Origin of the sequence: Longimycelium tulufanense (assembly GCF_014645795.1) — a bacterium.
Taxonomy (GTDB): domain Bacteria; phylum Actinomycetota; class Actinomycetes; order Mycobacteriales; family Pseudonocardiaceae; genus Longimycelium; species Longimycelium tulufanense.
In genome coordinates this window covers 1-26,801 of the sequence record NZ_BMMK01000053.1, presented here as the reverse complement: position 1 = coordinate 26,801, position 26,801 = coordinate 1, and the positions used below count along the sequence as shown (strand labels likewise).

General features: G+C 66.2%; 23 protein-coding genes. 14 read left to right on the top strand and 9 right to left on the bottom strand.

The features are described from left to right. Positions 1-254 precede the first annotated feature (254 nt). Positions 255-1,226, bottom strand: a complete 972-nt coding sequence (locus tag IEY55_RS29470) for an ABC transporter substrate-binding protein (protein WP_189061853.1) — start codon at positions 1,224-1,226, stop codon at positions 255-257. Positions 1,227-2,189: 963 nt separating this feature from the next. Here IEY55_RS29470 and IEY55_RS29465 point away from each other — a divergent pair. Both IEY55_RS29465 and IEY55_RS29460 read left to right on the top strand, forming a co-directional pair. After that, a complete protein-coding gene (locus IEY55_RS29465) occupies positions 2,190-3,431 on the top strand; it encodes a chymotrypsin family serine protease (protein WP_189061852.1) in 1,242 nt (413 codons plus the stop codon). Positions 3,432-3,504: 73 nt separating this feature from the next. Beyond that, on the top strand, positions 3,505-3,732 hold the full coding sequence (locus IEY55_RS29460) for a hypothetical protein (protein WP_189061851.1): 228 nt from the start codon (positions 3,505-3,507) through the stop codon (positions 3,730-3,732). A gap of 61 nt (positions 3,733-3,793) precedes the next feature. Here IEY55_RS29460 and IEY55_RS29455 read toward each other — a convergent pair whose 3' ends face one another. From IEY55_RS29455 to IEY55_RS33160, 3 genes are all read right to left on the bottom strand, one after another. Next, positions 3,794-5,098, bottom strand: a complete 1,305-nt coding sequence (locus IEY55_RS29455) for an MFS transporter (RefSeq protein ID WP_189061850.1) — start codon at positions 5,096-5,098, stop codon at positions 3,794-3,796. Then, positions 5,071-6,246 carry a TOMM precursor leader peptide-binding protein gene (locus IEY55_RS29450; RefSeq protein WP_189061849.1) on the bottom strand — a complete coding sequence of 392 codons (1,176 nt, stop codon included), beginning with the start codon at positions 6,244-6,246 and terminating at the stop codon, positions 5,071-5,073. The genes IEY55_RS29455 and IEY55_RS29450 overlap by 28 nt, the downstream gene beginning before the upstream one ends. 246 nt (positions 6,247-6,492) lie before the next feature. After that, positions 6,493-7,467, bottom strand: a complete 975-nt coding sequence (locus IEY55_RS33160; protein ID WP_373290079.1) for a class I SAM-dependent DNA methyltransferase — start codon at positions 7,465-7,467, stop codon at positions 6,493-6,495. 726 nt (positions 7,468-8,193) lie between these two features. Between IEY55_RS33160 and IEY55_RS29440 the strand changes: the two genes are divergently transcribed. From IEY55_RS29440 to IEY55_RS29430, 3 genes are all read left to right on the top strand, one after another. Continuing rightward, positions 8,194-8,841, top strand: coding sequence for a lipoprotein (locus IEY55_RS29440; RefSeq protein ID WP_189061847.1), 648 nt, complete (start codon positions 8,194-8,196; stop codon positions 8,839-8,841). 352 nt (positions 8,842-9,193) lie between these two features. After that, the gene (locus IEY55_RS29435; protein ID WP_229686879.1) at positions 9,194-12,919 is read left to right on the top strand and encodes a restriction endonuclease fold toxin; all 3,726 of its coding nucleotides are present in this window, start codon (positions 9,194-9,196) and stop codon (positions 12,917-12,919) included. A gap of 113 nt (positions 12,920-13,032) precedes the next feature. Next, positions 13,033-13,458, top strand: a complete 426-nt coding sequence (locus IEY55_RS29430) for an Imm7 family immunity protein (protein ID WP_189061845.1) — start codon at positions 13,033-13,035, stop codon at positions 13,456-13,458. A 253-nt stretch (positions 13,459-13,711) separates the two neighbouring features. On the opposite strand, the gene IEY55_RS29425 is transcribed toward IEY55_RS29430, so the two are convergent. Both IEY55_RS29425 and IEY55_RS29420 read right to left on the bottom strand, forming a co-directional pair. Continuing rightward, positions 13,712-14,422, bottom strand: a complete 711-nt coding sequence (locus IEY55_RS29425; RefSeq protein WP_189061844.1) for a LuxR C-terminal-related transcriptional regulator — start codon at positions 14,420-14,422, stop codon at positions 13,712-13,714. 1,195 nt (positions 14,423-15,617) lie between these two features. After that, positions 15,618-16,214 carry a GGDEF domain-containing protein gene (locus IEY55_RS29420; protein WP_189061843.1) on the bottom strand — a complete coding sequence of 199 codons (597 nt, stop codon included), beginning with the start codon at positions 16,212-16,214 and terminating at the stop codon, positions 15,618-15,620. 198 nt (positions 16,215-16,412) lie between these two features. On the opposite strand from IEY55_RS29420, the gene IEY55_RS29415 reads away from it, so the two are divergent. From IEY55_RS29415 to IEY55_RS29380, 8 genes are all read left to right on the top strand, one after another. After that, the gene (locus tag IEY55_RS29415; protein WP_189061842.1) at positions 16,413-16,871 is read left to right on the top strand and encodes a helix-turn-helix domain-containing protein; all 459 of its coding nucleotides are present in this window, start codon (positions 16,413-16,415) and stop codon (positions 16,869-16,871) included. A gap of 83 nt (positions 16,872-16,954) precedes the next feature. Then, a complete protein-coding gene (locus IEY55_RS29410) occupies positions 16,955-17,503 on the top strand; it encodes a hypothetical protein (RefSeq protein ID WP_189061841.1) in 549 nt (182 codons plus the stop codon). Continuing rightward, positions 17,500-18,633, top strand: a complete 1,134-nt coding sequence (locus tag IEY55_RS29405; protein WP_189061840.1) for an MAB_1171c family putative transporter — start codon at positions 17,500-17,502, stop codon at positions 18,631-18,633. The genes IEY55_RS29410 and IEY55_RS29405 overlap by 4 nt, the downstream gene beginning before the upstream one ends. Next, positions 18,630-19,763 (top strand): FAD-dependent monooxygenase, encoded by a 1,134-nt coding sequence (locus tag IEY55_RS29400; protein ID WP_189061839.1) that lies wholly within the window; start codon positions 18,630-18,632, stop codon positions 19,761-19,763. The genes IEY55_RS29405 and IEY55_RS29400 overlap by 4 nt, the downstream gene beginning before the upstream one ends. A 181-nt stretch (positions 19,764-19,944) precedes the next feature. After that, positions 19,945-20,250, top strand: a complete 306-nt coding sequence (locus IEY55_RS29395) for a hypothetical protein (protein ID WP_189061838.1) — start codon at positions 19,945-19,947, stop codon at positions 20,248-20,250. A 13-nt stretch (positions 20,251-20,263) separates the two neighbouring features. Next, on the top strand, positions 20,264-20,890 hold the full coding sequence (locus IEY55_RS29390) for a DUF3558 domain-containing protein (RefSeq protein WP_189061837.1): 627 nt from the start codon (positions 20,264-20,266) through the stop codon (positions 20,888-20,890). Positions 20,891-20,893: 3 nt separating this feature from the next. After that, the gene (locus IEY55_RS29385) at positions 20,894-22,183 is read left to right on the top strand and encodes a PPE domain-containing protein (protein ID WP_189061836.1); all 1,290 of its coding nucleotides are present in this window, start codon (positions 20,894-20,896) and stop codon (positions 22,181-22,183) included. A gap of 55 nt (positions 22,184-22,238) precedes the next feature. Further along, the gene (locus IEY55_RS29380; protein WP_189061835.1) at positions 22,239-23,009 is read left to right on the top strand and encodes an ESX secretion-associated protein EspG; all 771 of its coding nucleotides are present in this window, start codon (positions 22,239-22,241) and stop codon (positions 23,007-23,009) included. Positions 23,010-23,093: 84 nt separating this feature from the next. Here IEY55_RS29380 and IEY55_RS29375 read toward each other — a convergent pair whose 3' ends face one another. Continuing rightward, the gene (locus tag IEY55_RS29375) at positions 23,094-23,387 is read right to left on the bottom strand and encodes a hypothetical protein (RefSeq protein ID WP_189061834.1); all 294 of its coding nucleotides are present in this window, start codon (positions 23,385-23,387) and stop codon (positions 23,094-23,096) included. Between the two features lie 203 nt (positions 23,388-23,590). Between IEY55_RS29375 and IEY55_RS29370 the strand changes: the two genes are divergently transcribed. Further along, positions 23,591-24,154: a hypothetical protein gene (locus IEY55_RS29370; RefSeq protein ID WP_189061833.1), complete on the top strand. Its 564-nt coding sequence runs from the start codon at positions 23,591-23,593 to the stop codon at positions 24,152-24,154. Positions 24,155-24,236: 82 nt separating this feature from the next. Here the strand turns inward: IEY55_RS29370 and IEY55_RS29365 are convergent, their stop codons facing one another. Together IEY55_RS29365 and IEY55_RS29360 are read right to left on the bottom strand one after the other, a co-directional pair. Beyond that, entirely contained in the window at positions 24,237-25,232 is a 996-nt protein-coding gene (locus tag IEY55_RS29365) for a CU044_5270 family protein (protein ID WP_189061832.1), read from the bottom strand. Next, entirely contained in the window at positions 25,213-25,737 is a 525-nt protein-coding gene (locus IEY55_RS29360) for an RNA polymerase sigma factor (RefSeq protein WP_189061831.1), read from the bottom strand. The genes IEY55_RS29365 and IEY55_RS29360 overlap by 20 nt, the downstream gene beginning before the upstream one ends. Between the last annotated feature and the right edge of the window lie 1,064 nt (positions 25,738-26,801).

Below are 26,801 nucleotides of genomic sequence, written 5' to 3'. Positions count from 1 at the left end.
ACCAAGACCAGAAGACACAACTTTCAGACAAGGAAAACTGAGCCAAAAACTTGACGCGGGACAGGACCACCCGGCCCCGGCCCGCGTCCACCTCGAGCCGGGGCTCCTCTCTTACCCCCGGGTCGCCCAACGTGCGTCGTGTCCTTCACCCCCGGTGCGGCTGACCCTCCCCACGTTCGTCAGACGGGCGCGAGGTGCCGGCAGGAGCACCGGGAAGTGCTGTTTCCACCGTGGAGAGGCGACATGGCGTCCCCTCACTGCGGCATAGGGATGATCATGTCGTGGATGTTGACCCGCTTGTCGAGGATTCCGGCGGCGTGCAGCAGGTCGGGGACGCGTTGGATGCGTGTCGGCTCGATGGAGGAGTGGAACGCACCAATCGTGACCAGCTGGGCGGTCTCGTGGTCCATGGTGGGTACGTAGGTCGGTAGCGTGTCGCGGATCTTGGTGTTGTCGGCATCGCACTCCTGCTGTGCTTTCTTCATGACCCGTTGGAAGGCGGCCAGCGTCTTGGGATGGGTTTGGGCCCACTCGGTGGTGACGCCGTAGCCGGAGTAGGGGATGCCTTCGGTGGGGCCGATGCCGGTGTCGACCACGACCCGTGCGCCGGCCTTCTTACGGGCCAGGGTGATGAACGGCTCGGCCAACAGCGCGGCATCGACGTCGCCGCGCTGGAGGGCGGCGGTCATCTCGGGAAAGCCCATCTGGGCCCATTTCAGGGTCCGGGGATCCACACCGTGCACCCTGGCGGTGGCCTCCACCAGGGCGGAGGCCATGGTGCCCACCGCCGTGACCGCCACCGTGCGCCCCGCAAGATCCTGGGGACGACGGATCGCCGAGTGCGGCCCGGTGGCGATGACCGAGGTGCCGGGTTTGGCGGACTGGGCCTCCGCCACGATCTTGAGGTCGCCGGCACCCTTGGCCTGGGCGGTGACGAAGGCCGGGTAGGTACTGAACGCGATGTCGAGACTGCCGCCCACCAGTTGGGTCACCGATTCGGCGCCGCTGGGCACGGTGACGATCTCCACCTCCAGGCCCGCCTCGGCGAAGTAACGCTGCCGCTGGGCGTAGTGCAGGGGCGCGACATCGATGGACGGCAACGCACCCACCCGAACCCGGGCAAGCTCCAACCCACCCGAACCTGGCCCCGCATCGGCGTTGCCCCGGCCACCCAGCAGTGAGCAGCCACTCAACACCAACACACAACACACGAGGAGGCCGACCACGCCCCACCGCCCGCGATGAGCCCGAGGCGACGAAGAAACCGACACACGCCAGGGAAACCGCCGCACCCCAGTCCCTGGCGACACCCTGAATGTTCGACGGTCACGCCTCACCCGCGGCGACACAAAACGACCGCCAGTGGGCGGGATCTCCACGGAATTCACGCTCGCCAGTCTGCTACCGAACAACGGCGGCCAATAGACACCCAGCCGAACGACCACACCGTCCCCCAACCGAACGACCATGTTCGTCGGTCGGCACACCGACGTGCAATTCAGTCTTCGGCACGATGCTCGCGGTTCTTACCAATCGCCGACCCTCGTTGTCGTCCGGTTGACCGACATCGTTGTTCCGCCCCGGTGACCACTTGACCAATACGGAGAACGCCTTCAGTCTTGCTGGCGGTCGGCGTGACCGGGGGAAGCGAGGTGAACAGAGAGAAACACATCAGAATGTGAGTCACTGACAGTCTCCCCGTAAGTTGATGTGTACAGCGCGCAGGGCAACCGCGGCGTGGTGCCGACAATGCCGCACGCGAGCGTTGGGCCATTATTTGTCCGACTGCTCGGCCCGTGTGGACCCACCCCGACACGGGCCTGCCCTGTGGCGGCGGGTAGTCCCCGCAACTTCCCGCCGCCGCATGGCCCCCCGAGGAGAACCCCCAGGCAGCCTCGGGGGGCCATCCATTTTTTGGGCCGGCGCGCCCAGGAGCAGTCTGGTGCCCCGCAACAACCTCGTGACGAGGTCGTCGTTGGAGTGAGTGGGTCGTGCCGTCACACTCACCGGCTCGTTTAGGTGGAATCCTTTTGGCGCCGTCGCGGGACGAGCGGTCTTTATACAACCCATGACTAATTTGCGCGTCATGGCGCTGACCGCTTCACGAGGTTATTGCCGGCTGTCCAGCATGCAGAAATTTGAGGAGGGTGATCGTGCCATGCAGAGAAGAAATAAGACGCTTGTCTGTCGTGGCGGCAGGGTTGTTATGCCTGGCCAGCACCACCACAGCACTCGCCGCCACCGGTGAATCCCGCGATGCGATCACGGTCGAGCAGGCCGGGGCCTGGGCCGCACACATCGCCGACCATCCCCACGACTACAGTGGCCTCTATCGCGACGCAGGCGGTCGTTTCGTGCTCACCGTGCACGCAGGCCGCGACCGCGCCGCTTCGCTGCGTGGTCTCCCGGTGGCGCAGACTCAGGCCGCCCAACCCCGGTTTCCCGTGACCGTGCAGACCCGGTCCCGGTCCTACGCGGAGCTGACCGCGGTCCGTGACCAGATCGGCAACCGCCACGGCGCCTTCGGGCAGACCGTGGGGTTGCCGGCGGTGTGGGCTATCGACACCGAACACAACCGCATCCGTGTGGGGTTGACCGAAATCACCGACGCCGCCCGGTCCGCAGCTGCTGCGACCTACGGCGACGCGGTTGAGGTGTACGAGACCGACCCGTTCACGCCCGCAACCAAGATCACCGAACGGTCTGAGCCCGTCGAGATCGTCGACGTGTCCCGCTCCGACAGCACGCTCGCACCGCCCGGGAACCGGCTGCTGGACGGTCGCCCCTACTTCATCGGAGACCGCATCCTCAGCGTCCGCGGAAACGTGGTCGTTGAATGCACCAGCGCTTACCACACCAACGACTTCTGGCGGGTCCTCACCGCCGGTCACTGCTTCAACCAGGACGAACAGGTCTACCAAGGATATTTCAACCAGAACGACCGCAGGGCGTACGCCACCGCAAGTCTGGGCAGAGTGGCCAGCGTGCAGTGGGGGAATGACCAGATCGACGGCGAAGAGATCCGCATCCACGACGAAGTCGAGACCACGCACACGTTCTGGACCGGCAACGTCACCTCGCCGACCTCGGCCGCCCGTCTCGGCCATTCCCATGCCTACCAGGGCGAAAGGGTCTGTTCGAACGGTTCGGTCACCGGAGAGGTGTGTGGGGCCAGGGTGACCGGCGTGGACGGCTGCTATCCGGTTGGTGACGTCCGAGTCTGTGGTCTGGACGTCGCCCAATCCGACGACGGGCGCCGGATCGTCGAACACGGCGACAGCGGTGGCCCCACCATCGCCTACGGCACCAACGGCGCATCATTCAAGGGCATCATCAGCGCTGGCAACGTCGGCCCCGGACCCGGAGACGGTCCCGGAGACCGGATGCTGTTTGTCGACTCCTGGCACGTCTGCTGCACGTTCGCCTGCTGACTCCTTCCATTGCGGTACGGGCGTAACCTCGACGCCCGTACCGCATCACCACGGCAAGGATGGCGGTGACCCCGTGGCACGCCCGCTCAGCCGACACCTCATCGCCGGTGCTGCCCTCCTCGTCCTGACCACCGTGTCAGGCTGCGGCCCCGACCCCACCGACGACATGCGCCACCCCATCGGCAGCTTCTCCCACACCGCACCGATCTCGGTCGTGTTCACCCAGCCCGGACCGACCACGACGACTCGGCCAACGTCTTCTCCCGGCCAGCCGCCCAGCACCACACCACCGTGGCCCTGACGCCGGCCAGCACACCCTGATGTCGCGAGTCGGAGCTTCGTTGGCGTACGGGTACTCGGGTCTAGTGTTCCTCGTCAGTACGCTCGCGATCGGTGCCGTGAACGCGATCCGGCCGTGCGACCGTCGCGGCCGATGGGATAGCACCGTGTTCTTCCGGCTGCCTAGGCCCACCTCGCGCAGCGGATAGCACCGTTGTTGTGACGAGCGCGCCCATGCCCGCCACCAGCAGGATTCGGTAATCAGTCAGGCTCAACAGAAGTGAGGCGCTGGCAAGAGCGGCGACGAAAGGTACGCTGCCGACCGACTCGCTCGCGAGGAAAACGCGTCCTTGGAGCCTCAGTGGAGTGTGCCGCTGAAGCGTGGTCGTGTAGGTGACGATGAACCACGTGAGGGACGTGCCCAGCACCGCCATACCGATCGTGACCGGGGCGAGGAAGGGAACAAGCAGGAGTCCGAACCCCAGCACCTGACCGGTGAGCGAGACAACCGTCACGCGGGGTGTTCCCCAGCGTCTGATCACCCGTGCGGCGGTGAGACCGCCCGCGATCGCACCGGCACCTTGCAGCGCCACCAACACGCTCACCATGCTGACGTGGGCGCCAAGACCTGTGTCCACCACGGCAAAGATTGTGATCTCGAGTAGTCCTAGTGCCGCGAAGGAGGCGATGTAGGCGACGACGGCCCGACGAAGGTAGGAGTCGCGCAGCAGGTGAGCGGCACCGGCAAGGACATCGGCTACGCCAGTGCCGCTCCTCTCGGTGTTCTGCCCTTCTCGAACGGGTGTTACGAACAGCAGGAGCAGGGAGCCGAGGAGACAACCAGCAGTGGCGAGGCTCAGACCAGCTCCTCCGAGCACCGTATAGGCCGCGGTTCCTGCGACCGGACCGACGATACGAAGACCCTGCCGAGCAGTCTCCATCGCACCGTTACCTCTGGCCAGGTCGCGGTCGGCGAGGATGGCGGGCAACAGTGCATTGCGCGCAGCGAAGAAGACTTGGTGACTCGCCCCGTAGACAGCCGCCACTGCGTAGATGACCCACAACTGGGCCGGGCCCTGGACGGTGAGTAAGGCCAACACCGCAACGATCAGGATCCCGTTGACCGCCACCATTACGCGCCGTTTGGCGTAACGGTCGACCAGAGGGCCCGCCAGGGGGCTCGCAACGGCCGGGACCGCAAAGCAGAGGAATACCACCCCTGCTGCGGAGTTGGAGCCTGTGAGCACCTTGACCCACACCGCCAGGGCCAGGGTGAGGGCAACATCGGCGAGCATCGCGAGGCTTTGACTGAGCAGTAGCGCCGCGAAGCGTGGGCCACGGAGCGGGACATGAGTGCCGGTCATGCCGGCAGTGTCGTGGTCGCGCACCTAGGACAGCCCGGACTGGGCACCACCTTCTCCACAGACACCTCGAAGGTGCGGGTGTCGACGGTGACGGCCCGTCCCAGCGTGGCCGGATCAGCAAGGCCCGCAAGGTAGTGCATGACTTCGTTCGCGACGAGGGAGCCGACGAAGCCACAGACAGGTCCCGTGGCGGCGCCGACAGGGCCGCGACGGCGCCGGTAGCTCATTAGCTCCTGATACAGCGGGAACTCCTCTCGGGAGGGCTGCTCATAGCAGTCAAAGCACGGCGTGCTTTCAGGAACGAACGTTGGACCAATTCTCACCATTGGCGGAAACTGGCTCATCATGATGTGCGGAACATGATGGGACCGACATGCTGCGTCAAGCCAACGGCTGAGATCACCGACGGGTGTATCGGCCGCCTCAACGACGAAGTCGCAGCCCTCAATGACCTGTTCCGCTTGGTGTGGCTCTTTGACAAATAAGGTGTAGGTCTCGATGGTGATGTCTGGGTTGTACGAGGAGATCCTGGTGGCCGCCGCATCGGTTTTCATCTTCCCGATGTCGGAATCGTGGTAGAGGATCTGTCGATTGAGATTGGTTAGCTCGACTCTGTCACCGTCGATCAGTCGTACCCGGCCGACACCGGATGAGGCCAGTCCGTAGAGTACCCATGAGCCGATTCCGCCCAGTCCCAGTACGGCAACACGTGCTTTGGCTAGTTTTTCCTGAAGTGGGAGCGCGGACTGACCATAAGGGAGAAGCTCGGTGAAGTAGGCCAGTTGCCGGTCGTAGCGCATTCTTTGCTGCGGGCCGAGCACCGTCGGCCTGGACGTCGAGTCTTCCAGGAGGCCGGCCTGGGCCAAGCTGATCAGACTTGCCCGAACCTCGTCAGTGGTGAGCTGTGGGTAGCGCTCGACAATCTGCAAACAGATCTGTGAGGCCGTTCGACTACCATCAAGCAGCCTGATGAGTTCGCGCTCAGCGTCCCCCGTGTTGCGGAGCTCAAAATCGTCTCCCCCGGCCGGAGGCATGAGGTAGATTACTCCATCGCTGCCATGGAGTACCTCCAGGGTCCCTTTCAAGCGAGGCCGAGACCGCAGGAACTCGTCCGAAGACATTGCGTTAACATGATTCCCCGGTTCATATCCTTTGCTCTCATCGATTGCCATAGTCACTCCGTCCTTTCCACCGGGAACCCCGGCGCCGCGAGCGTTTCCGCCTCGACGCCGGGGCCTATCGGCTAGAGCTCTAAACCGACATCAGGTTCATTCAGACGTTCTTGTTGACGCGCAGGGCGCTGGCCCGCTTCGCAACACGCAGCAGGTTAGCCATGGCAGGACACACCTCCTTTCATTCGTGAGTCCTCCCGAAACCCGGGCATCGTGGTGGGTGTGCCCGGGAGCCTGGAAGCAGGATTAGTCTGTGGCCCGGGCTATATGGATGGCCTTGGTGTGCCAGTCTTCATTGATGTGACGATCCACGGTGCCACTTTCATGGAGCCCAGCAGAGGCCACCGGTGTAAGACCAGATTGCGACAGGAGGCGGCGGATCGTGTCTTCGTCATAATGACGCTGCCGGAGGTCCACACTGCTTCGATCCCACTGCGACCGGTTATGTCTGAAGCACTCCAAGGTGAACTGTGCTTCGCCTCCTCGTGGGATGTCGGGAGGTGTCCTCCCGACTCGAGCAAAGAACGCGTCACCACAATCTGACACTGCGGTCTGCGACCAGAACGTCCGATAGGTGGTAATAGTATTAACATCAAACAGGTAAAGTCCACCTGGCTTCAGTAGGCGCCTGACTGACCGAAACGCAAGCCGGACGTCTTCGGCAGTCAGGAGATGGTTCACCGCGTCGTCTATGCAGGTCACCACATCAAACGTTCCCACGTCCGGTAGGTGACGCATGTCAGCGACGAAGAACCTGACGTGGGATGCCAGCGGCTTGCGATCCGCCTGGTGGAGCATGTCCTCGCTGACGTCGCAGGCCGTCACGCGGTATCCCCGCTGGTGCAACGCGTACGCGCTTCTCCCCGTCCCACACGCAACGTCTAACAACTCAAGACCCGGTCGCTGATACTGGACCAGCAAGTCATCAATAATTCTGGACAGTGACTCATAGTCATCGGCAGCCGTAAACTGGTCATAACTCGGCGCCAATCGAGCATAGGCGCGACGAACGCCCTCAATGGAACTCAACGAACCTATCCCCCCGTCAACAGGGCATGTCACTAGCTCTCGTTGAGGCTCTGGCCCGACCCCCGTCGAAGAACCTCGCACATCTCTTTCAACTCCCGGATGCAGGCTGGCAGCACCGAGAAACGGAGTCAACAGACAAGACCGGACAAGGAGGTTGTGTACCACTTGCGGCACGTCTCCCGGAACGTCCATAGGAACCCGCTGGAATCACCGATCCGTCACCGAGAGTTTGGATAGCTGTGGACCCTGACAACCAAGAAGAGCACGGGCGTTACCCTGAACGGACCTTGAGTTTCACCCGAATATCAAGATTCTCACTTTCTGTTACTCAAAGTTGATCGTATCGGGTGATGTTCGGTTCTCGTCCGGCATAGTGCACTGTTTGGTCGACACTGATCGTCCTGATGCGCGTAGTCACGCCGTCGGCAAGCTAATCTCAAGTGCCGTTGAGCGGCTCGGTCACCCCACCGCTTTGAACCGATCTAGTCCGGGCCTCGACTGTCGTCCGGTTGGTCGACACGCGAATTCCACCTGCGCTACTCCTTGACCGGTCTCCGGTGTCGAATGCATAGTTGTTTCCCGCGCCTGAAAGGCAAGGCGTTTTCGCAGTGTCTCGTGGCGCGAGCCTGATAACGGCCGGAGTCTTGTTCTGGGTGGGGACCGGTGTCCTTGGCCACTGTCGGCGACCTGTCCGGCCAGCGTGGCTCTGCTCCGGAGAACGGCAGTGTGGCCTGCTCTGTGTGTGACAGCTCGCGATGTCCATTCTTCGGCACGCCAGGAGGCCGTAGTGAGCAGAGTCGTCTCGTCCGTTTGGTCGTACACCCGGATCTTGATGCTTGTTAGGTTTCGCAAGGCTCGGTTCGGTTCGCGCGTTGGCGAACCGCAGTATTCAGGGGGTTTCTGGTGGGGGTTTGCTCGATGACGTCGCGTCGCGCGGGCGTCGCTGCGGTGGCCTGTGCCGCGTCGGTTCTGGTCGCGGGCTGCTCGGCCTCGGGCACGTCAGCGGAGTCGGGTGTGTCGGGTGTCCCGACGCGCCCTGGCGAGCCGCCGGCGGCCGCGCAGAGTGGGACGGTGGGGGGTCAGGACAGTCCGTGCGCGTTGCCGGTGGTGTTCGGTATCGCGGAGTCGTGGAAGCCGGAGGCTGTTCCGGCGGATGTTCTTCCGGCGTTGCCTCCGCGGTTGGCGGATCGGTTCCGCCGTGGGGATTTTGTGTCCCGGTGTGAGGTCAGCGGTAGCGCCACCGGGTCGGCCAGTGCGTTGCGTGTCTACGTCAACGACAAGCGCTACCCCGACGCGGAACAGGCGCTGCAGGCGTTCGTGAAGGCGACGCCCCAGGCGCAGAAGGTCGAGAACGGCCCCGTGAACAACGATGGGTCGCTGCCCTCGGCGGAGGCGACCTACCTCAATGGCCACCCCGACTACCCCTCCCGGGAACACGCGGTCGCCGTGCTGGTTCCTCACGCCACGGTGGTGATCGCGTTGACGATGGCCGAGAAATCCTCTGAGAAGTCGAAGATTCTGCCCGCTTACGTGCTGGCGAAGCACACGCTGACGCCGGCCGAGTAAGCAGCCGGGTCTGAGCTGTACGCGTCAACCGTGCACCTGTGTTGACGTGTCGGTTCCGCATGTGCGGGACTCCATGAAAGTAAATGAGGGGCGAAGTATGCGCAAGAAAAGAAGATTAAGACCTTTATCGCGCGCACTGTCACTCGCGGCTGTCGCGGTGGTGACGGCGCTCACGGCCGCCCTGGCTGGGGATGCCGCGCCTACGGTGTCGAGTGCGACCCGTGCGGCTGCCAATGAGGCGGTGGGGAAACCGAATCTTGACTGGCCGATCTGGCCGGAGTGGGACGTCTGGAAGTCTTGGGACAGATATGCCGGTCACGAGTCCGGGTCCTGGGTGGGTTTGGTGCCGCGGATGGAGCTGGGCACCGACATCCGTAGTGACGTGTGCTGGCTGGGCTATGTCCTGCACACCAGCGGTCCGAATGTTCAGGCTGTGGCCGCGAAGGCTCTTGCGGGCTCGGAGGAGGACCGCCGCGACGCCCGGAGGGGAGACCCGAGCGCGCTGTCGCAGGCCGGCGCCCAGGACGAGAAGCAGTTCCCGCTGGACAACCCTGAGGACGAGCGGGATCGAGAGCGCTGGTACCAGGCTGCCCACGATGTCATCGGTCACGGCTTTAAACGTCCCCCGGACTTTAATGCGAAATTCACCTCCTTCATGTGGAAAAAGGTGAACTTCGGGAGTGGCTGGTACACCGACCACATCCCCAGTGCGGGGAAAGAGTCGCGGGAGAAGATGGCGGGACTCGTCCGCCAACAATGGAAGCAGGACCCCTACTTTAAGGCGCTGAGGAACTTCCTGTACGAGCTGGCCAAGGTCTTTGCTACCTCGCCAGACGAGATCGAGGAAAGCGCAGTGGGGGCCGAGGCGTTGAAGGGTCTGTCGACCGACGACGTCCGGCGGTTCCTGCAGTACGGGGGTTTTCCCAAGCGGGCTCCGGCCCCGGGCACACCCGAGTTCCGGCTCGAGGTTGAGGCGTTGAAGTCCCGCTGGGCCTCCTGCGATATCACCAGCCCGGATGACCCCTACCGGGTGCTCACCGACGTGGTCGAGACCGCGTGGTCGGAGTGGCAGGCCGAGCTGAACGGCCAGGCCGGCTGGCGGAACACCATCACCCGGGCCCAGATCGACACCTGGTCGGCGACCCGCGAGGCCAACGCGGCGATGGTGGAGGCACTGGGGCAGGCGTGGATCGTCCACCGCATCGCCGAATGGGTGCACGACCGGGAGAACGGGATCTCGGAGTGGAACCCCACACCCGAGAAGCGGGCCCAGATCGAGGCCGCCTACCAGGCGGCCCGCACGGCCGCCGGTGAGCAGATCGGCAAGGCCCGCACGGCCGCCGACACGGCGGCCGAACTGGCCCGCACTGCGGAACAGGCCCAGCAGCAGGCCAATGAGCACGCCACGGCCCAGCAGCTCCCCCGGGGCCGGGCCTTGGCGTATGCGCAGCAGTCGGTGCAGGTCACCCAGGCCATGGCGGCCGCGGCTCGGGCGGCGGCGCATGCCACCGTGACCGCGCACCGGGCCACCGAGGCCACCGGCGAGAGCACCGGAACCCTGTTGGCTCAGGCGGAAGCCCAGGCGCGTGCGCTGCAGGCCGAGTTTCGGCGTCACGCCGCCGAGACCGCGGCGATCGAGGCCGACCAGTCGGCCAAGAGCGCGGCCTGGCAGGCACAGCAGGCCGAAACCCAGGCCGACACCGCCAGCCAGGCCCGGCAGAAAGCCGAGCAGGGCGAGTCCACCGCCCGGCAGGCCGCCGACAGTGCCACCCAGCATCGGCAGCGGGCCGAGGCCGAGCGGGACACCGCCGCGCAACTGCGGAGGGAAGCCGACGCCCAGCGCGACAAGGCAGGTGAGGCCAAGCGGCGTGCGGATGCCCAGCAGCAGCGGGCCGAGAACGCCAAGCACGCGGCCGAGAACGCCGAGGGCGGAGCGTCACGGAAGGAGGAGGCGGCCCGGCAGGCCGAAACCCGGGCGGTGGATGCCCGTTCGGAGGCCTACCGGGCCGCCCACGAACGCGACGCCGCGAGGGCACGTGCGCAGGCCAAGTCCAGTGCCGCAGCGGCGGCCGAGGGCACCGAACACGCTCGGGAAGCCCGGGCGCAGGCCACTCAGGCCCAGGCCGAGGCCGATACGGCGGCGGATGCGGCCGGCAAGGCCCAACAAGCGGCTGAGCAGGCCACCGAGGCGGCGGTCCACGCCCGGGAGGCGGCCACGAAGTCGCAGGCGGCGGCCGAGCGGGCCCAGGCCGAGTACGCCGCGGCGAAGGCGGATGCCGCCACCGCGCACCAGGCGTGGGTGGAGGCGTGGGCCGCGCGTGCGGAGGCGATCGTCGCGGCCGAGCAGGCCGCCATCAACGTGGCCCAGGCCGAGCAGGACGCCGCAACGGCGGCCCAGAAGGCGAGCAAGGCCCGTCAGGACGCGCAGGCGGCGCGGGCCGAGGCCCGCCAGGCCGGGGAGCAGGCCGCCCTCGCGATCGGGCGGGCCTACGCCTCCACCGTGGCTGCCGCGGGTGCGCGGGATGCGGCCGACGCCGTCGTGCATCACGCGGACCAGGCGCTGACCCTGGGTGCCCCCTACCGGGACCACGACACCTCCGCCGGCATGGCCGTGCTGGTGGGACAGGCGGCCAAGAGCTACGCCCAACAGTTCGCCGACGCCGCCCAGGCCCGGGCCGCCGAGGCTGACCGTGCCGCCCACGCCGCCAAGGAGGCCGCAGCCCGAGCTGACACCGAGGGCAAGGCCGCCGCCCACGCCGCCGCGCAGGCCGCCGCCTCCGCCGCACACGCCGCACGATCGCTGACCACCGCCCAGCAGGCCGCCCACCGGGCACGGGCCGACGCCGACGCGGCCACGGCAGCCGAGCAGAACGCCCACCACCAGGCGCAGCGGGCCGAAACCGAAGCCGGCACAGCTGGTGAGGCGGCCCGCCAAGCCCACGCCGAGGCCGAAGCCGCCGGCAAGTCGGCGACCGAGGCCGAACGCGACGCCGACGGCGCCCGACGGTCGGCCAACCAGGCCGCCCAGGACGCCCAGGCAGCCCAGGAGGCCGCCGACCGCGCCGACGCCTCCGCCACCCGCGCCGAAGAATCAGCCCGCAACGCCCACCACGCCGCACAAGACGCCGCCGACGCCGCCACCCGTGCCGAACAAGCCCAACGGGAGGAAGAACGCAGAAAACGGGAGCAGGCGGCCCAGCACGCCTTCCAGCACCAGGGTGGCCAGCAGCCCGGACTCAACGACGATGAGCTGACGTTGCTGTGCTTCGGCAACCAGGAGTGCATCAACGACTACAACAAGGCTCACCAGGACGCCAACAAGCAGGTCGTCGACTGGATCAAGGAACAAGGCGGCCCCGCGGTCATCGAAATCGTCGATGAGCTCAGCGGGTTCAAGGAGTTCCGCGACTGCGTCGGCAGCGCCAACATCGAAGCCTGCATCTGGTTCATCATCGACAAGCTCCCGGTCGTCAAGATCCTCAAGGTCGGCTACACCGCCGTCAAGACCCTGGTCAAGGTCCTCAGGGGCATCGACGTCTTCAACACCCTCGTCCGGAAAGCCAAGAAATACTTCGAAAAAGCACGCGAGGTCATCCAGCGGAACCGCAAGGCACTCGCCGCATGCCCGACCAGGGCAGCACCGTTAGCAGCATCATTCACCACAGCGCATCAACCCAGCAGCGAGGCATGGCTGTCCAGCACCGGGGCCGATCCGTGCAACAACGGCTGGGGAGCACTGCTCAAGTCCGCCAACAAGTACGACCCCCAAGCTGAAGGTCTCGCAAAGCGGATCGGCGGCGAGACCCAAATGCACTTCGCTAACGATCCTGACGGGCGTGAGTTCGACGTCGTCAGTGACAGGTTTATTGGCGAAGCCAAGCCAGAAAACTTCAAGCTTGGAAAGGATTTCCGAAGCAAGGCAAGGGCCATGTTCAATATCTGTAAGGAAACCGGACGGGCTCCCTACTTCCAGTTCCAAGGAGAGCCCCACCGTGACGTGATCAGGGCTATCCAGAGGTATGCCAAAGAGTACGGCATTGAACCTGTAGTCGACACGAATCCAGTACCGCTCGGATAAGAACCCTCGAGGAGTCGCTCGGCTGGGGCCCCAGCCATCTGGCTTCCCGGCCGAGCGCTCCACGATACTATCAACAGCAACGAGCGAAGCCAACGAGAAGTGAAGGCAGCAGGATGTATCAGTTTACGGGATGGATCGTCGTCGACGAGGCCCCGTGGGAGGTCCATCCGTCATCGCTACACCCCATCGTCGACCAGATACGCGAGCTGGTGGACTCGTTCCCCTGGCGAGGTGACAAGCCGTTTAGCAACATCCTTGAGATTAGGTGGATCAACGGAAAGCCTTTTGTGGTCGTGGCTGGTGCCCCCAACCACCGACGCGGCGAGGCCGATGACCTGGAACATTTGTTGCATTTTATTGCGGAACGCGCTCCGGGTTCGTATGGGCTGATCTATGTCTGGGATGACGAGGCACAAGACTGGCCGGGCCACAACGCATTCAAGGTGCTCGTACTGGCACGCGGCAAGGTCACTGAACGGGCTGACCCGTTTCTGTCGCCTATCGTCCCGACGGTGTACGACCCCGAACAGCTCGACTGACCGGGTAGAGGAGTCGGACAAGCATTTTCGAAGCCTGACTGGCGTCGGGAGAGTCGCCTAGGACCGAAGGCGTACCGACCGACATCACGCACGCTGGGCAACCCAAATGTGACGACGCCCCGGCACCGAGGTGACTCGGGCCGGGGCCAGCTCCTCATGAGCCGTCGCTATCCAAGAGGCGGTGGTGCTGTTCCTCCATCAGTTCATGCTGGTCGCCAATCTTCTGCGTTCGGCAGGGTGACTTCAGCAACCCCTAAGCGAGCCATCCTGGTGAGCGCGACGTGCTCGTCGCACAGTCGCCACGGCGCTTCGTATCATCTTCCCTTGTCCAGCCCTCCAGGAGTCCGGCTGACAGTGCGGAGGCGACCGCGGCGGCCCGGTCGTTCACCGCCAGTTTCCGGAACACGCGCCGTAGGTGGGTTTTCACGGTCGCTTGGGTGAGGAAGAGCTTTTTCGCGATCTCCATATTGGATAATCCACTGGCGACCAGCCGAAGCACCTCGATCTCCCTGGGCGAGAGTGTGGCCGCCCCGTGTGGCTGGGACACCTCGGAGAGCAGGATCGGGAGGGCCGAGGGTGATACGGCCGGTGCCCCGTTGACTGCTTGGCTGATGGCCCGTGCGATCTCGTCCAGTGAGGAGTTCTTGGTCAGGAAGCCTTGTGCTCCTGCCCGCACCGCGCTGACCACCAGGGTGGTCCGGTCCGACAGCGCCACGATGATCAGGTCCTTCCGGCTCTGCCGGAGTTTTTTGATCAGCTGGATGCCGTCGTCGTGTCCGAGGTCGAGTTCGGTGATCACCAGATCCGGTTGGGACTGGGCGACCTCACGCAGGCCGGTGGCGATGTCGTGTGCCTCCCCGACCACGGTGAGGTTGGGCGCGCGGTTCAGTGCGTAGCGCAGCCCCGCGGCCACGACGGGATGCCGGTCGATGACCACGATCCGCACCGGGTCCGCCGCGTTCACGAGGGTTCCCCGAAAACTCTCGTGGCGGCCAAGGCCCTGGCGCCAGCGCCCCCTCGGTCGCGCGCAGCAGGCGCATCGTCCTCCCGGTCAGCACGCGGGGCGCCACTTGGCTCGAGCGGGTGCGGTTCGTCGCCCACGGCTGGGGCGGCCTCATCCTCCCCCGACCACGGCGAGCCTGTTGCCACCCCGTCCCGGTCGCGGCGGGCACCGTTGAGGACAGGCGATCGAGAAGTAGCGCCTCTGCGCCTTGTGGAGTAGGTAGTAATGCGTCTGGATTCCTCTGTTGCGAATACACGTAACGCCCAACTCTTGTTGTGGTTTCCCACAGAATCCCCCGATTCAGTCTCCCACGTTGTGTCGAGCCGCACACCGGCCCGAACTGCCGGTGGTCGGCCTCGACGAGGAACCCCCCAGTGGAGCGACGACTCAGTCCAGCTCAGCGTGGATGAGCGCTACACGACGGCGTGCACGGTTACCCCCTTTGCTGCCGACCAGCTTGGCCGGCTACCCGTTCCACCCGGGCTGCCGCATTCGGAGCGACGGCAGGCCCGGTTGATGCCTGTACCAACCCCGCCCTTGTTCGCGTTCTGACTGGGGTTGTCACCGTGGTCCTCGTGGTGAGCAGGCGCCGGCGTCTCCGCGAGTCCTTGCAGGACTCGCAGTCCTGACAACGATCGGCCACCGCGTCGTGGTCGAGTTCAGTAGCGCCTGTGAACGAGCGCGCGATCGATGTCTGGTATTGAAACCTCCTGATCGAGGATCCTCCCACCGCAATCATGCGGAGGCTCGATGTTCGGACGAGGTATCGATCCGTGTGCTGACATGGCTGTCCTCCGATTGCTCGACACCGTTGTCGATCACCTCGTGGTGACTCCGTTGTCGGGATGGATGTGTCCTTGTACGGGGTCGCGAGCCCGCTCGGTGCGGGTCGGATGATCGGTTCGCAGGAAGCTGTTGAACGAGGGACGGGCTCGCCGAACGCGGTGCGTCGACGGGTCAACCAACCGCTGGCGTGCTTGTGCCCTGATTGCGGTTTTGGCGTCGCTGAAGCCGGCGGTCTCTGCGACGTGCGCTGGTGAGGTTGCGGTCCCACGAGACCCCCGAGCGTTGAGCGAGATGGCGGAGCACCATGGGCATCGCCATGTCCACGAGTCGATGAACGCGACAGTCTTGAGTGTGCTGGCAGCGATCCCGGTCAGATCAGGTCGTCGCCGAGAGCGATGCGGTTGCGCCCGGTGCGTTTGGCGTGGAGCAGGGCGCCGTCAGCGCGGCGGAGCAGTTCGGTCATGGTCTCGTTGGCGTGCGGACCGTGGACGGCCATCCCGATGGACGCGGTGAGGCCCGTGATCACCGTGGCCTGCCCGTGCACGGTGTGGGTCGGCACGATCTGGTCCTGCAGCCGTGCCCGGATCCGTCGTGCCACCGCGATGCCGTGTTCCAGTGACGTGGCGGGGAGCAGGATCAGGAACTCGTCGCCGCCGTACCCGCCGAAGCGGCCGGCGAGATCGGTGGTGCGCACGGTGGTCTTCAGTGTGGTGGCCACCGCCTGCAGCACCGTGTCCCCGGCGAGGTGCCCGTGCATGTCATTAATGTCTTTGAAATGGTCCAGGTCGAGCAGAAGCAACACACTGGTGTCGTCGGCGGATTCCGCCAGGGCTTGGGTGACCTGTTCCTCCCACCCCCACCGGTCAAGCAGACCGGTGAGCCTGTCCGTTGTGCGGTATCCGAGCGGTTGACCGCAAGCGGCGCAGCACAGCTCGGAACCGACCTCCTCTCCGGCGCCTAGGTGCATCGCTGGACCTCCCCCTCCGCGGCGCACGCTCGCTTATCCACTGGGGCTATAGGACGATCCGGGGACCTTTTTCGACATCAGTTGATCGTGCCCGGGCGTGGAGTCTATGGTGACGCTGCCGGCTGTTCAACCAGCAAAAAGGTCATCACCCATTTGGACCTTTTCCTGGGTGGAAGCCGAGTCGTTGTGGAGGTCATGATGCCGAAGCGGGCCAGGCGAGGCCGGAGTCTCGCCGAGAAGCTGAACCATCTGTTCGCCCAGACCCGGACACGTGAGGGGCAGGAGTACAGCAACGAGCACGTTGCTTCGGCCATCACCGCGAAGGGCGAGGTGACGATCTCCCAGAGCTACATCTGGCAGTTGCGTAAGGGCCACAAGGACAACCCCACCGTCAAGCACCTCCACGCGCTGGCTGGCTTCTTCGGGGTGCCGGTCAGCTACTTCTTCGACGACGAGGTCACCGACCGGGTCAACGAGCAGCTGGAGACGCTCAAGGCCGAGCAGGACCGGCTGAACGAGCTCCGAGGCAGCAGTGAGGTGCAGGTGATGGCGATGCGCGCCGGCCAGCTCTCCCCGGAGCGACGCCGGCTGGTCAAGGAGCTGCTTGAGGTGGTCTACCGCGAGCAGCAAGCCGAACGCGGCAATAGGCGCACGTAGTCGTGGAGCAGACGGCTCAGTTGGGTGTGGTCGTGTGCCGTGCCCCGGGGTAGGGGTAGGCCGTCTCGGGGAGGGGAGAGCTCATGGGAGATCGGGAGTTACGTCGGCGGTGTCGCCGGCTGCTCAACGCGTTGGCGATCCGTCCGCCGCTGACGGTGGCGGAGTTGTGTCGCCGGGTGGGTGAGCAGCGAGGGAGACCGATCCGGTTGGTGCCGCATCCGATCCCGATTCCGGGGCCGTTCGGGGTGTGGATCACCACCCCGACCGCCGATTTCATCCTGTATCAGCAGGAAACGAGCAAGGCCCACCAGGATCACATCATCCTGCACGAGCTCGGGCACATTCTGGCTGGACACGACAGTGACGAGCACGATGATGCGCTGATGGCCGAGTTGTATCCCGAGGTCGAACCCGAGGTGCTGCGCCGCCAGTATCCGGATCCGGATCCGGATGCGGTGCGGCGGGCGCTGCGCCGCACCTCCTACGACTCCCAGCAGGAACGCGAGGCCGAAACGGTGGACACGATCATCCTGGAATGGGCCTCGGTGCTCAACCGGGTCGCCCAGCCGGCCACCACCAACGCGGCACAGCGGCTCGACACCGCTCTCGGTGACCGACTGGAGTGGCTGTGATCCTCCTCCTGGTCAACGGGATCGTGCTCTACAGCGCCCTGGTGTGGAAGCTGTACCAGCTGGGTCGGGCGCCCCGTGAGGTGCCGCTGCGCATCGTGGTGCTCTGCCTGACCTTCGGTGGCCTGGCCTACCCCCTGGAGGCTCTCCTCGGGCCCGCGGTGGTGTCCCAGACGCAGGCGGGGCCGATGCTGCTGATGTGGGCCCACCGGCTGGTGCTGATGCCCCTGATCTACAGCCTGATCTGCTTCTTCCTGTTCACCACCCTCAACCCGGCCCGGGCGCGTCGGCGTGCGCTGCGCGAGGCGGTCCCCTTGGCGGCCACCCTGGCGACCCTCACCGTCCTCGCCCTTCTCGTGCCGACGGGCGTGGACCCTGCTGACTATCCCCTCACCCTGGTGGCGACATTTTTCTTGGTGGGGGATGCCTACACCGTCTACGGGTTCACCATGACGTGGCGGTGGACCCGACGTTACGCCCACGGCGCCCGGCCGCGGCTACGCACCGGACTGGCCATCACCGGGGTCGGTCTCGCCGCAATGATCGTGGCCACCGTGCTGCTCATGGTGATCGTGACATTCCGGTGGGCCGGTACCACCCCACCCAGTGCCGTCGTGGTCGCCCAGAAACTGTTGCTGGTGCCCGGGATCATCGTGTTCATCATCGGGGTCAGCTATCCCGGCGCCATGATGCGAGCCGCCGCCGTCCGCCTGTGGTGGCGCCACCTCCGCACCTACCACCGCCTGCGTCCACTCTGGACACTGTTGCACGAGGCGTTCCCCGACGACGCCCTCACCCGTGCGCGCGTGCCCCGCACCCGGCTGCGCGACGTGGTAAGCCTGAGCGAGGTCAACTTCCGCTGGTACCGGCGCGTCATCGAATGCCGCGACGGCCTGGTCCGCATCAGCCCCCACGTCACCGCCCTGCGCCCCGCCGGCGACCTGGAACGCCCACCCCGGCCGGCCGAGCAGGCCGCCCTGCTGCACGCCGCACTCCGAGCACGCCGCGACGGCCACCCCGCCTCACCCACGCCGGCCCCGATCGCGCTCCCGGAGCGCGACGATCTGGAAGCCGACGTCCGAGCACTGCTCGCCCTCTCCCACGCCGTGCGCACCAGCAAAGGGACCTCATGACCACTGCACTCATCGCCGGGGCGGGTATTGCCGGCTGCGCCACCGCCCTCGCCCTGCACAAGGCCGGCATCTACGCCACCCTGTACGAGGCGTATCCCGCCGGGGCGGACCAGGCCGGAGCCTTCCTGATGATCATGCCCAATGGCATGGACGCCCTCCAGGCGATCGACGCCCACCAGACCGTGATCGAGGCATCCTTCCCCACCACCCGCGTGGAACACCTCGACCACCACGGCCAGCGGCTCTCCGTCCGGCAGGTGGGCAACCGTGACGGTCTCGATGCGCGCACCCTCACCCGCGCCCAGCTCTACCGCGCTCTTCGGCAGGAGGTCCTCCGCCGCGGCGCACACATCCACCACGGCACACAACTCCTGGACGCCAAGACCAATAAGGGCACGGTCACCGCGGTCTTCGCCGACGGCACCATGGCGGAGGGGGACCTGTTGATCGGTGCGGATGGGGTGCACTCTGCGACCCGCACGATCATCGATCCCGACGCGCCCCGGCCCCGCTACACCGGGCAGGTCCTGCTCTTCGGCACCACCCGCAACACCAGCATCCCCACCGCACCCGGCTGCTACCGCATGATCCACGGCCGCCGCGCCCTCTTCGGCTACACCACCTCACCGCAGCAGAAAACCCTGTGGTTCACCGGGATCGAAGGCCCCAAACTCACCCCGCAGACCCTCACGGCGACCCCACCGGGGCACTGGCGCTCCCACGCCCTGGACCACCTCGCCGGAGACGACTCCCCGGCCGCACAGATCGTGTACGCCACCGAGGACGCCCACATTCAGGCCACCACCACCTACGACGTGGCCACCATCCCCACCTGGCACACCCCCACCATGGTGCTGGTCGGCGATGCCGCCCACGCCGCCTCCCCGTCGGCGGCTCAAGGCGCCTCGATGGCCCTGGAAGACAGCGTCATCCTCGCCCAGTGCCTGCGCGACCTGCCCCAACCCCAAGCGTTGGACACCTACGTGCGGCTCCGTCGCGATCGCGTCGAGCGCCTGGTCGCCTTCAGCGCCCACCAGGCCGCCGACCACACCACCATGCTCCGCGAAGAACCGGACTCGCGGGACTGGTTGTACTCCCACCACGTCACCTGGGGGGAACCGATCGGATGACTCCGACATCAACTTCGACAGGGAGATATGCGTGAAGGTACGGATACGGTTCGTATCCGTTCGCTAGCATCCCCCGCTGGTGGTGTACGCCTAGTTGAACATCGGAGCACAGTAGGTAGCCGGCGCCGGAGGGCGCGCCGGAACAGGAGGGGCAGGACCGATGGCCGAGGGCAGTAGCGGCATGAAGCTGGTCGTCGCGCCGGAGAACGCCGAGCAGCTCATCACGGACCTCGAAGGGGTGCTCGACGAACTTCGCGCGATCGAACGCGACGCACGGAAGCTCGCCAGGCTTGAAGCCCCGGGGAGCGGGGACCCGCACACGCAGTATGCAATCCGGGAAATCAGTCGGCTGGCCTCCAGCGAGGACGGCTGTCACGGCCAAGCCAACAAGCAGTACCAGCAGGCGATCCAGGCCGTGATCGATAACCTGCGCGCCTCGCTGGAGACCTACCGCCAGACCGAACACCACAACACGATGCGGGCCTGAGAAGGGCAAAACGGTGCGTCGACTCCTCATTGTTCCGCTGGTCTGTGCGGCGGCCCTGGTCGTGGCCTCCTGTGGTGGCGCGAACCCTGGCTCACCGGCAGCAACCGACCACCCGACGACAACATCCTCCGTTACGTCGCCAACTCCTCGGTTGGCACCACCACTCACCCAACCCGAGCTGAACACCGAGTCCTTTGAGAGGGATCCGTGCGCCCTCCTTCGCCCGGACCAGGTTTCGCAGTTCGGGGAGCACAAGCCACCCAAACGCGAGGACGGGATTACCGGCCCCGGCTGCACCTGGGACCCCGAGAGTTCGCTGAAGACGGGCGTTCCTGGAACCTCTGTCTCGGTGACTATCAACACGAAGTCAGGGGGCTTGGAAGGGATCTACCAGCGGCGCGCCAAGTTCGGGTACTTCCAGAAGACCGAGGTGGCAGGCTATCCCGGTGTGCACGCGCTGGACGACAAGTCCGGCCCCGCCGAGGGCACGTGTGCCTCGTTGATCGGCATTGCTGAGGACCGCCTCGTCGTGGTGGACGTCTTCATCGGCGACCGGAAGAACCCGCAGTACACCAGCGCGTGCACGGTCGGCGATCGTGCTGCCGGCATGGTGATCGAGAACATCAAGGGGGCGAAGTAGGTCATGGGGGCGATCGAGGGGACGCCGAGACCGGCTGGGTGGGATGCCGGCACGATCTACCGCTGGTTCCATGAGGGCAAGGACACCGGCCAGACCATCCACCCCGCCTCGGAGGCGTGGCGCAAGCTCGGACAGCGCTACGAGGCGGTGCAACAGCGCGTCGAGGACGCACTGCGCAAAAACCAGGGCTCCTGGGAGGGGCAGGCAGCCGAGGCAATGGCCACGACGGTGTCGCCACTGGCGGCCTGGGCGGAGGAGGCCAAGCGGGTCACCGAAGGTGTCGCCGGACGGGTGGACAATCAAGGCTCGGCGTTCACCGACACCAAGCACAAGGTGGAACCCCCGCAGCAGGTGCCCGACAAGCCGTTCCTCAACGACTATGTGCCCTGGCAGACCGACTACGACGACGCGGTCAGCGCGAACAAGGCCGTCACCGACCGCAACATCCAGGCCGTCAAGTCCTACGGCACCACCACCCGGGACAACATCGGCTCCCTGCCCACCTTCGCCCCACCCCCGACCGTCGAGACCGACTTACGCCAGTCGGATACTCAACCGGTCGAGCCCGGCTACCGGGACCACACCGTTGATCCCACTCGCCAGGTCACGAACCACACCACCATGGATCGGCACACGGTCGATCCGGTGGGCCCGCCCCCGCTGCGGCCAGCGGACCCGTCGCCCCCGGGTGGGCAGGTGATCTCGCCTCCGCCGGCCACGGTCGACCCGGCCTTCGTCCACCCCGGACAGCCCGGCGGCACCGAGGCGATACGCCCGCCGGCCGATTTTGGGAGCGGGCGTACGCCGGGTGCGTCGAACCCGAACCCGCTCTATCCCGTGGTCCCACCGGGAGGTCCGGGCAGTGCCCGGTACCCCGGCAGCATGGTGCCGCGCCCGCCGGTGCGGGGCGGCCTGCCTGGCTTCGGCCCGAACCCGGCAGGCCGGTCCGGTGGGGTCGCTGGTGGACTGGGTAGTGGTTTCGGACCCCGTGGCTCGGGTGGGTTCGGTCCCGGTGGCCCCGGCGCCGGGGGCAACGGCCCGCTCGGGCCTGGCGGCGGCACCGGTACCGGCGCTCCCCCCAGCGGTCCCCGGCCTGGCCTGCCGGGCCCCGAGGGCGGTACGGCGAACCGCGGCGGCCCCGGCGTAGCCGGCGGCATCGGTGCCGGTGCTGGCCGCAAAGAGGAGGACCGGGAACACCAGAGGCCGCACTACCTGCTGGAAACCGAGGACATCTACGGCGACAATCGCCGCGTCGCTCCGCCGGTGATCGGTGAACCACCGCCCGAGCGCTGACCGTCCCCGCCACCCGCCCCCGGGACACCACCACGGCTGTCAGGAGGACTCGTTCATGCTGCGCGCAAGCGTGGCACTGTCCACGCTGGCCTACGACGTGCTCTGGCACCACCACCAGTTCGGGGAGAAACCCAACGCCCTACACACTCTCTCGCCGGGCGCCACCCACGAGGAGCGGGCCGTTCTGGAGCATCAGGCGTGGAACGAACTCGCCCACCACGGCCTCATGCACCGTGGACGGGTCGATGAGGATCTCCTCGATGCCCTCGCACTGCTGGCCCGACCCGCCGAGGAGGTCTATGGCTGGATCAACCACGCCACCGGTGAGGACGTCAGCGTGCTGGCCGCCACCCTGGGCAGCAACGCGGTTCTGGCCATCCTCACCGACGGGATCCTGCACCTGCATCCTCTTTGCTCCACCGCCGTGGTCGACGCGGTGGTCGCGGTCCTGCCGAAGATCCCACCGGCCCGGGGGCCATCGCTCACGCTGCCTGCCGAACAGCTCGTTGGCGCACGCGCCGGGCCCAGTGGCTGGTGTGAGGATGTCCGGCCCGCCAGTGCCGAGGACCACAGCAGGCTCCATCACGTGCTGGGGCTCCCTCGCACCAGCGGTGCGCAACTGCATGTCGCCCTCCGCGACCGGCACGGGCGGCGTCACCGCGCCGCACACCCTCTCGCCGTTCTCGACACCACCGAGGGCCGGTGGATGAGCCAGCTGCGACCAGCAACCCAGGGACGCCCGTGGGTGGTGCTCGCACCCGCGGAGTCCCGCTTGCTGTCCACTCGTCTCCACGAGATGCGCACTCATCTGATCCAGGGGCGGTAACAGGCCGAGCACGTCGTCGGTCTACCTCGTATGAAGTCGATGGACGCGACATGGAAGATCACTGCCCGGTGGTGATGTGTGCGATCACCGGTTCGATCGGCTCGGCCCGCCTGTGTGGCGCGCTGCGGTCAGTGCCTGAGAGTCATCGTGAACGGGAGCGCGACGATGTACATCGAATGCGCACAGTTCATCGGAGGAGAGAACGGCGGCCAGCGTGCTCAGCACCGTCAGGCCGACAACGAACACGGCGCGTTCTATGCGTTGCTCGTTCGTGTGGGACCGCGCGAACCAAAAGACGCCGATGATCGCGGTGCACACCGCGACGGTGAGGAAGAATGGCTCCGTCGACAAGGACACGCACGACGGTGCAGCAGCCATCCACAAATCTTGGCCAGGGCACCATCGTAGCAATACCGCCAACTGGAGTATGATATGACGCCTTATAGGAGTAGCGCGTGATCTTGTCGCCATCATTTCTGGGTAGTGTTACGCATTGAGCACATTGTGATGCCGTGGGTAGCGTTTCTCGATGTCACCCAACCGGGTGGTATCGGTTCCTGTTTTGTTGAGGAGAAATACCTATGGCAGAACGCTTACGCCGGTGGGCCACCGTTGTAGCGGCCACCGGTGCGGCCCTGGCTCTTGTTGCTCCCGGTGCCCAGGCTGCCCCCGAGGCATCCAGCGACAGTGGCTCGTACTGTGTCATCGTCTACGGCAAGGCCTCGGAAGGTCAGAACTCGCCCGAACGGTTCCGGCACTGTTCGACGAGTTCGATCGAGGATGCCCGTAGCCAGATGAGAGCCTGGTCGGCGCACACGGCCACCCGGAATCTTCTCCGTCCCGCTGAACCAGCGCGGATCATGCTGTGGTACCCGGATGCCAACTACGGTGGCAAGCACACCGAGATCTGGGGCGACGACGGTCCCTGCGACAGCGCCGGTTACCGTCTCGAGCCGGACGACTGGTGGCAGAAGAACCTCAGCTCGATCTGGGGCGACAGTAACTGTACCCGCGCCACCCTCTACAACCGTGCCCTGACCGAGCGGTCGAACGAACGCTTCATCACCCCGTATGCCCGGGGCGGCACCAACCTCGATCAGTTCAACGACAACGTCGGCCGGATTCAGGCATTCCACCGCAGCTGATCGTCGAACTTCCCGAAACCAGGGTGGGGTGCCCCAGGTCGCGGCTGGGGCACCCCACCCCTCTCACCGCTGGCTGACCGGGTCAGCGCGGCGTTTCACCGCTGGTGTCGGTGCGGCCAGACCCCAGCCACAACTGGTAGCGCACGGTGGCCGGCACCTCGACGGGGGCGCCGATGGCGTCGGTGTCCGCCTGCAGCGCCACGTCTTCGGCTCCGGTGAGGAACCCGGTGGCCGGGTCGAACAACAGATAGACCCGCTGCTTGGGGAACCACTGGTCGCCGGAGGCTCGCGTCGCGATCGCCACTGCGGGTCGACCGGCGCGGTCGGTGGTCGTGCCCGCCACGGTGATCCCCGACTGGTCAGCGAGGATGCGGGCCAGCGCCTGCGCGGTGGCCGGGTCACCGGAGCGTGCGGACCAGACCTGGGCGGTCACCGCGAACCACTCGCCCGCCGTGCGTGACACCCCGTCCGCGCGGAGCCGCCGCTCGATCTCGCCGGCATCCGCCTCACCCACCGGCGGCAGAGCGGAGACCACAGTGTTCTGCGGCCCAACAGTCGGCTGCACCTCGGGGGTCGGGAACGGACCCTCATACACCAGCGGCGGACCACCAGGGCGGACGCTGTCCTGGTGCCGCTTCTCGAACCCGGACCCGTCCGGTGCCGTCCACCGCTCCAGCCGAGTCTCGGCGACCCGCGCCGCGAGCGTGCCGCCGTCGGTGCCCGCCGCGGTGCCAAACGTCCACGACCTGGTGCGGCTGTAGTGGAACCGGCCTGCGCCCAACCCCGGCTGCTGCCCGGCACGCTCGGCCAACCCGGTCAGCAGCGACCGGGCGTCAGTGTCCCCGTCGGCCTGGAAGGTCAACAGCGGCGGGACGGAGGCGGCGACCGGCGGGGTCCTGAAGAAGCTGAACCCCGCCGCCACGGCACCGACGGCCACCACCGCCACCGCTGCCGCCACCAAGGGCGCCCGCCTCCACCGTCGTCGCGGCGGCAACGCCAACACAGGGGGTTCCACCGCTGGAGGGTCCAGCCGATGCTGGCGCATCCGCTCCAGAACGTCATCGTGTCGCCCGCTCATGTGCCTCCCCCTTCTCAACGTCGACCTCCACCCCGGCCAATTCCGTCTCCAACCGCTGCCGAGCCCGATGCAGACGCATCTGGAACGCCGACACCGAACACCCCAACACCGCGGCCCCCTCCCGAGCGGTGACCCCATCCCAACAGGTCAACATCAACACCTCCCGGTCACGGTCACCGAGGCGGGCCAACGCCGTCCACAGCGCGATCCGATCGGTGACATCCGGGTCCTCCACCCCGTCGGTCCGAGCCCGCAACACCGCCGCCTCAATCGCGGCACGCGTGCCCGCCCGACGCCGCGCCGTCATCACCACATTCCGCGCGGTCACCAACAACCACCGCAACGGCTCCACAGGTAACAGCCGCCGACGACGCCACGCCGTCAGATACGTCTCCGCAACCAGGTCTGCGACATCCTCCGGGGGCACCCGCCGGTAGATGTAGCCATAGATCGTGGAGTACGTCTCGCGGTACAGCGCCGTGAACGTCTCCTGCTCTGGGGTCATCAGCGTCCTTCACGGTCGGCCTGGCCTCTACCTGTTCATTGCGCCAGCACCGCGATCCTCACACCACAATCAGGAGCCCACGAGCAAGTCGTCGCCGACACTGGTCACGACGACCTGGAGCGCACCCGGCGACAACGCCTGAACCCGAGAAGGCATCCCCTGACGTGAGGCAGGGCCGGGACTGCGTCGTTCGGTTGGCTATGACCGGCGTCGAGGGGGCACCGTGCCGCCGGTGGGGGCGACGCGCCGCGACGTTGCCGTCCACCGCGATGGCCACCGGGTGGCTCTACGGACGAGTGCTGGGACCACCTACCTGATGAGGTCAAAGGCGAGACGGTCACGCAACCTCCATGTGCATCCCACACCCGCCGAGCAGCACCACCACGGGTTTGGGCTCTGCACGGCACCATGCCGTTGACGATCGCGGCACCGCTCCGGCATCGAATTGGAGGTCCCGAGGCTTCGGCAAGAAGACATCGCGCAGCCTCGCCCCTGCGACCAACGAACCCCTGCGTACCCTGGTGAGCAGCGCGAACAGCCGGTTTGTCGTCCACGTGGACGACAAAGTTATTCCTCCGCAGTGACGTCTTGACCGCTTCCCATGCCCTCAGCATGCTCACCTCCGCATCTCCCAGCACGCCGAACCACGAGGAAAACCACGCCGATGCCATCCGCCCAACTCGCACGCTGCTCGACCAGGGCCGTCGGGCCATGGGACCGGCGAAGGCAGCGGTCAACAAGGTGACTGCGGCACAACAGAAGGCAAACCAGATCGCCGACGAGCAGGGGTGGCCGCGCTCGCCGCCAGCAGTGCACGGGTCGCCTCAAGTAGCCTGCCCACGCCGCTCCCCACGCGTCACTGACCAGAGTCATGTTCCGGTGATGATGCTCCCATCCCAGATTTGACATACCGGCGCGCGTGGACCGGCCGGTACTGACCGGTCGTTGCATCCCCGGTGGGGCTCCGCAGCGCACAGTCATCCACGCCGAGTGCTGGGGGAGGGTGTGTCAAGTTAACGGTGGATCGCGTTGATGTGGTTACTTCCTTGCTGCGGACAGTCGTC

Bases quoted from the DNA above. Each gene is read 5' to 3' on its own strand.
- IEY55_RS29450 (WP_189061849.1), bottom strand. From the start codon at position 6,246: ATGGCAATCGATGAGAGCAAAGGATATGAACCGGGGAATCATGTTAAC.
- IEY55_RS33160 (WP_373290079.1), bottom strand. From the start codon at position 7,467: ATGGACGTTCCGGGAGACGTGCCGCAAGTGGTACACAACCTCCTTGTC.
- IEY55_RS29440 (WP_189061847.1), top strand. From the start codon at position 8,194: ATGACGTCGCGTCGCGCGGGCGTCGCTGCGGTGGCCTGTGCCGCGTCG.
- IEY55_RS29435 (WP_229686879.1), top strand. From the start codon at position 9,194: ATGGAGCTGGGCACCGACATCCGTAGTGACGTGTGCTGGCTGGGCTAT.
- IEY55_RS29430 (WP_189061845.1), top strand. From the start codon at position 13,033: ATGTATCAGTTTACGGGATGGATCGTCGTCGACGAGGCCCCGTGGGAG.
- IEY55_RS29420 (WP_189061843.1), bottom strand. From the start codon at position 16,214: ATGCACCTAGGCGCCGGAGAGGAGGTCGGTTCCGAGCTGTGCTGCGCC.
- IEY55_RS29415 (WP_189061842.1), top strand. From the start codon at position 16,413: ATGCCGAAGCGGGCCAGGCGAGGCCGGAGTCTCGCCGAGAAGCTGAAC.
- IEY55_RS29410 (WP_189061841.1), top strand. From the start codon at position 16,955: ATGGGAGATCGGGAGTTACGTCGGCGGTGTCGCCGGCTGCTCAACGCG.
- IEY55_RS29400 (WP_189061839.1), top strand. From the start codon at position 18,630: ATGACCACTGCACTCATCGCCGGGGCGGGTATTGCCGGCTGCGCCACC.
- IEY55_RS29395 (WP_189061838.1), top strand. From the start codon at position 19,945: ATGAAGCTGGTCGTCGCGCCGGAGAACGCCGAGCAGCTCATCACGGAC.
- IEY55_RS29385 (WP_189061836.1), top strand. From the start codon at position 20,894: ATGGGGGCGATCGAGGGGACGCCGAGACCGGCTGGGTGGGATGCCGGC.
- IEY55_RS29380 (WP_189061835.1), top strand. From the start codon at position 22,239: ATGCTGCGCGCAAGCGTGGCACTGTCCACGCTGGCCTACGACGTGCTC.
- IEY55_RS29375 (WP_189061834.1), bottom strand. From the start codon at position 23,387: ATGGCTGCTGCACCGTCGTGCGTGTCCTTGTCGACGGAGCCATTCTTC.
- IEY55_RS29370 (WP_189061833.1), top strand. From the start codon at position 23,591: ATGGCAGAACGCTTACGCCGGTGGGCCACCGTTGTAGCGGCCACCGGT.
- IEY55_RS29365 (WP_189061832.1), bottom strand. From the start codon at position 25,232: ATGAGCGGGCGACACGATGACGTTCTGGAGCGGATGCGCCAGCATCGG.
- IEY55_RS29360 (WP_189061831.1), bottom strand. From the start codon at position 25,737: ATGACCCCAGAGCAGGAGACGTTCACGGCGCTGTACCGCGAGACGTAC.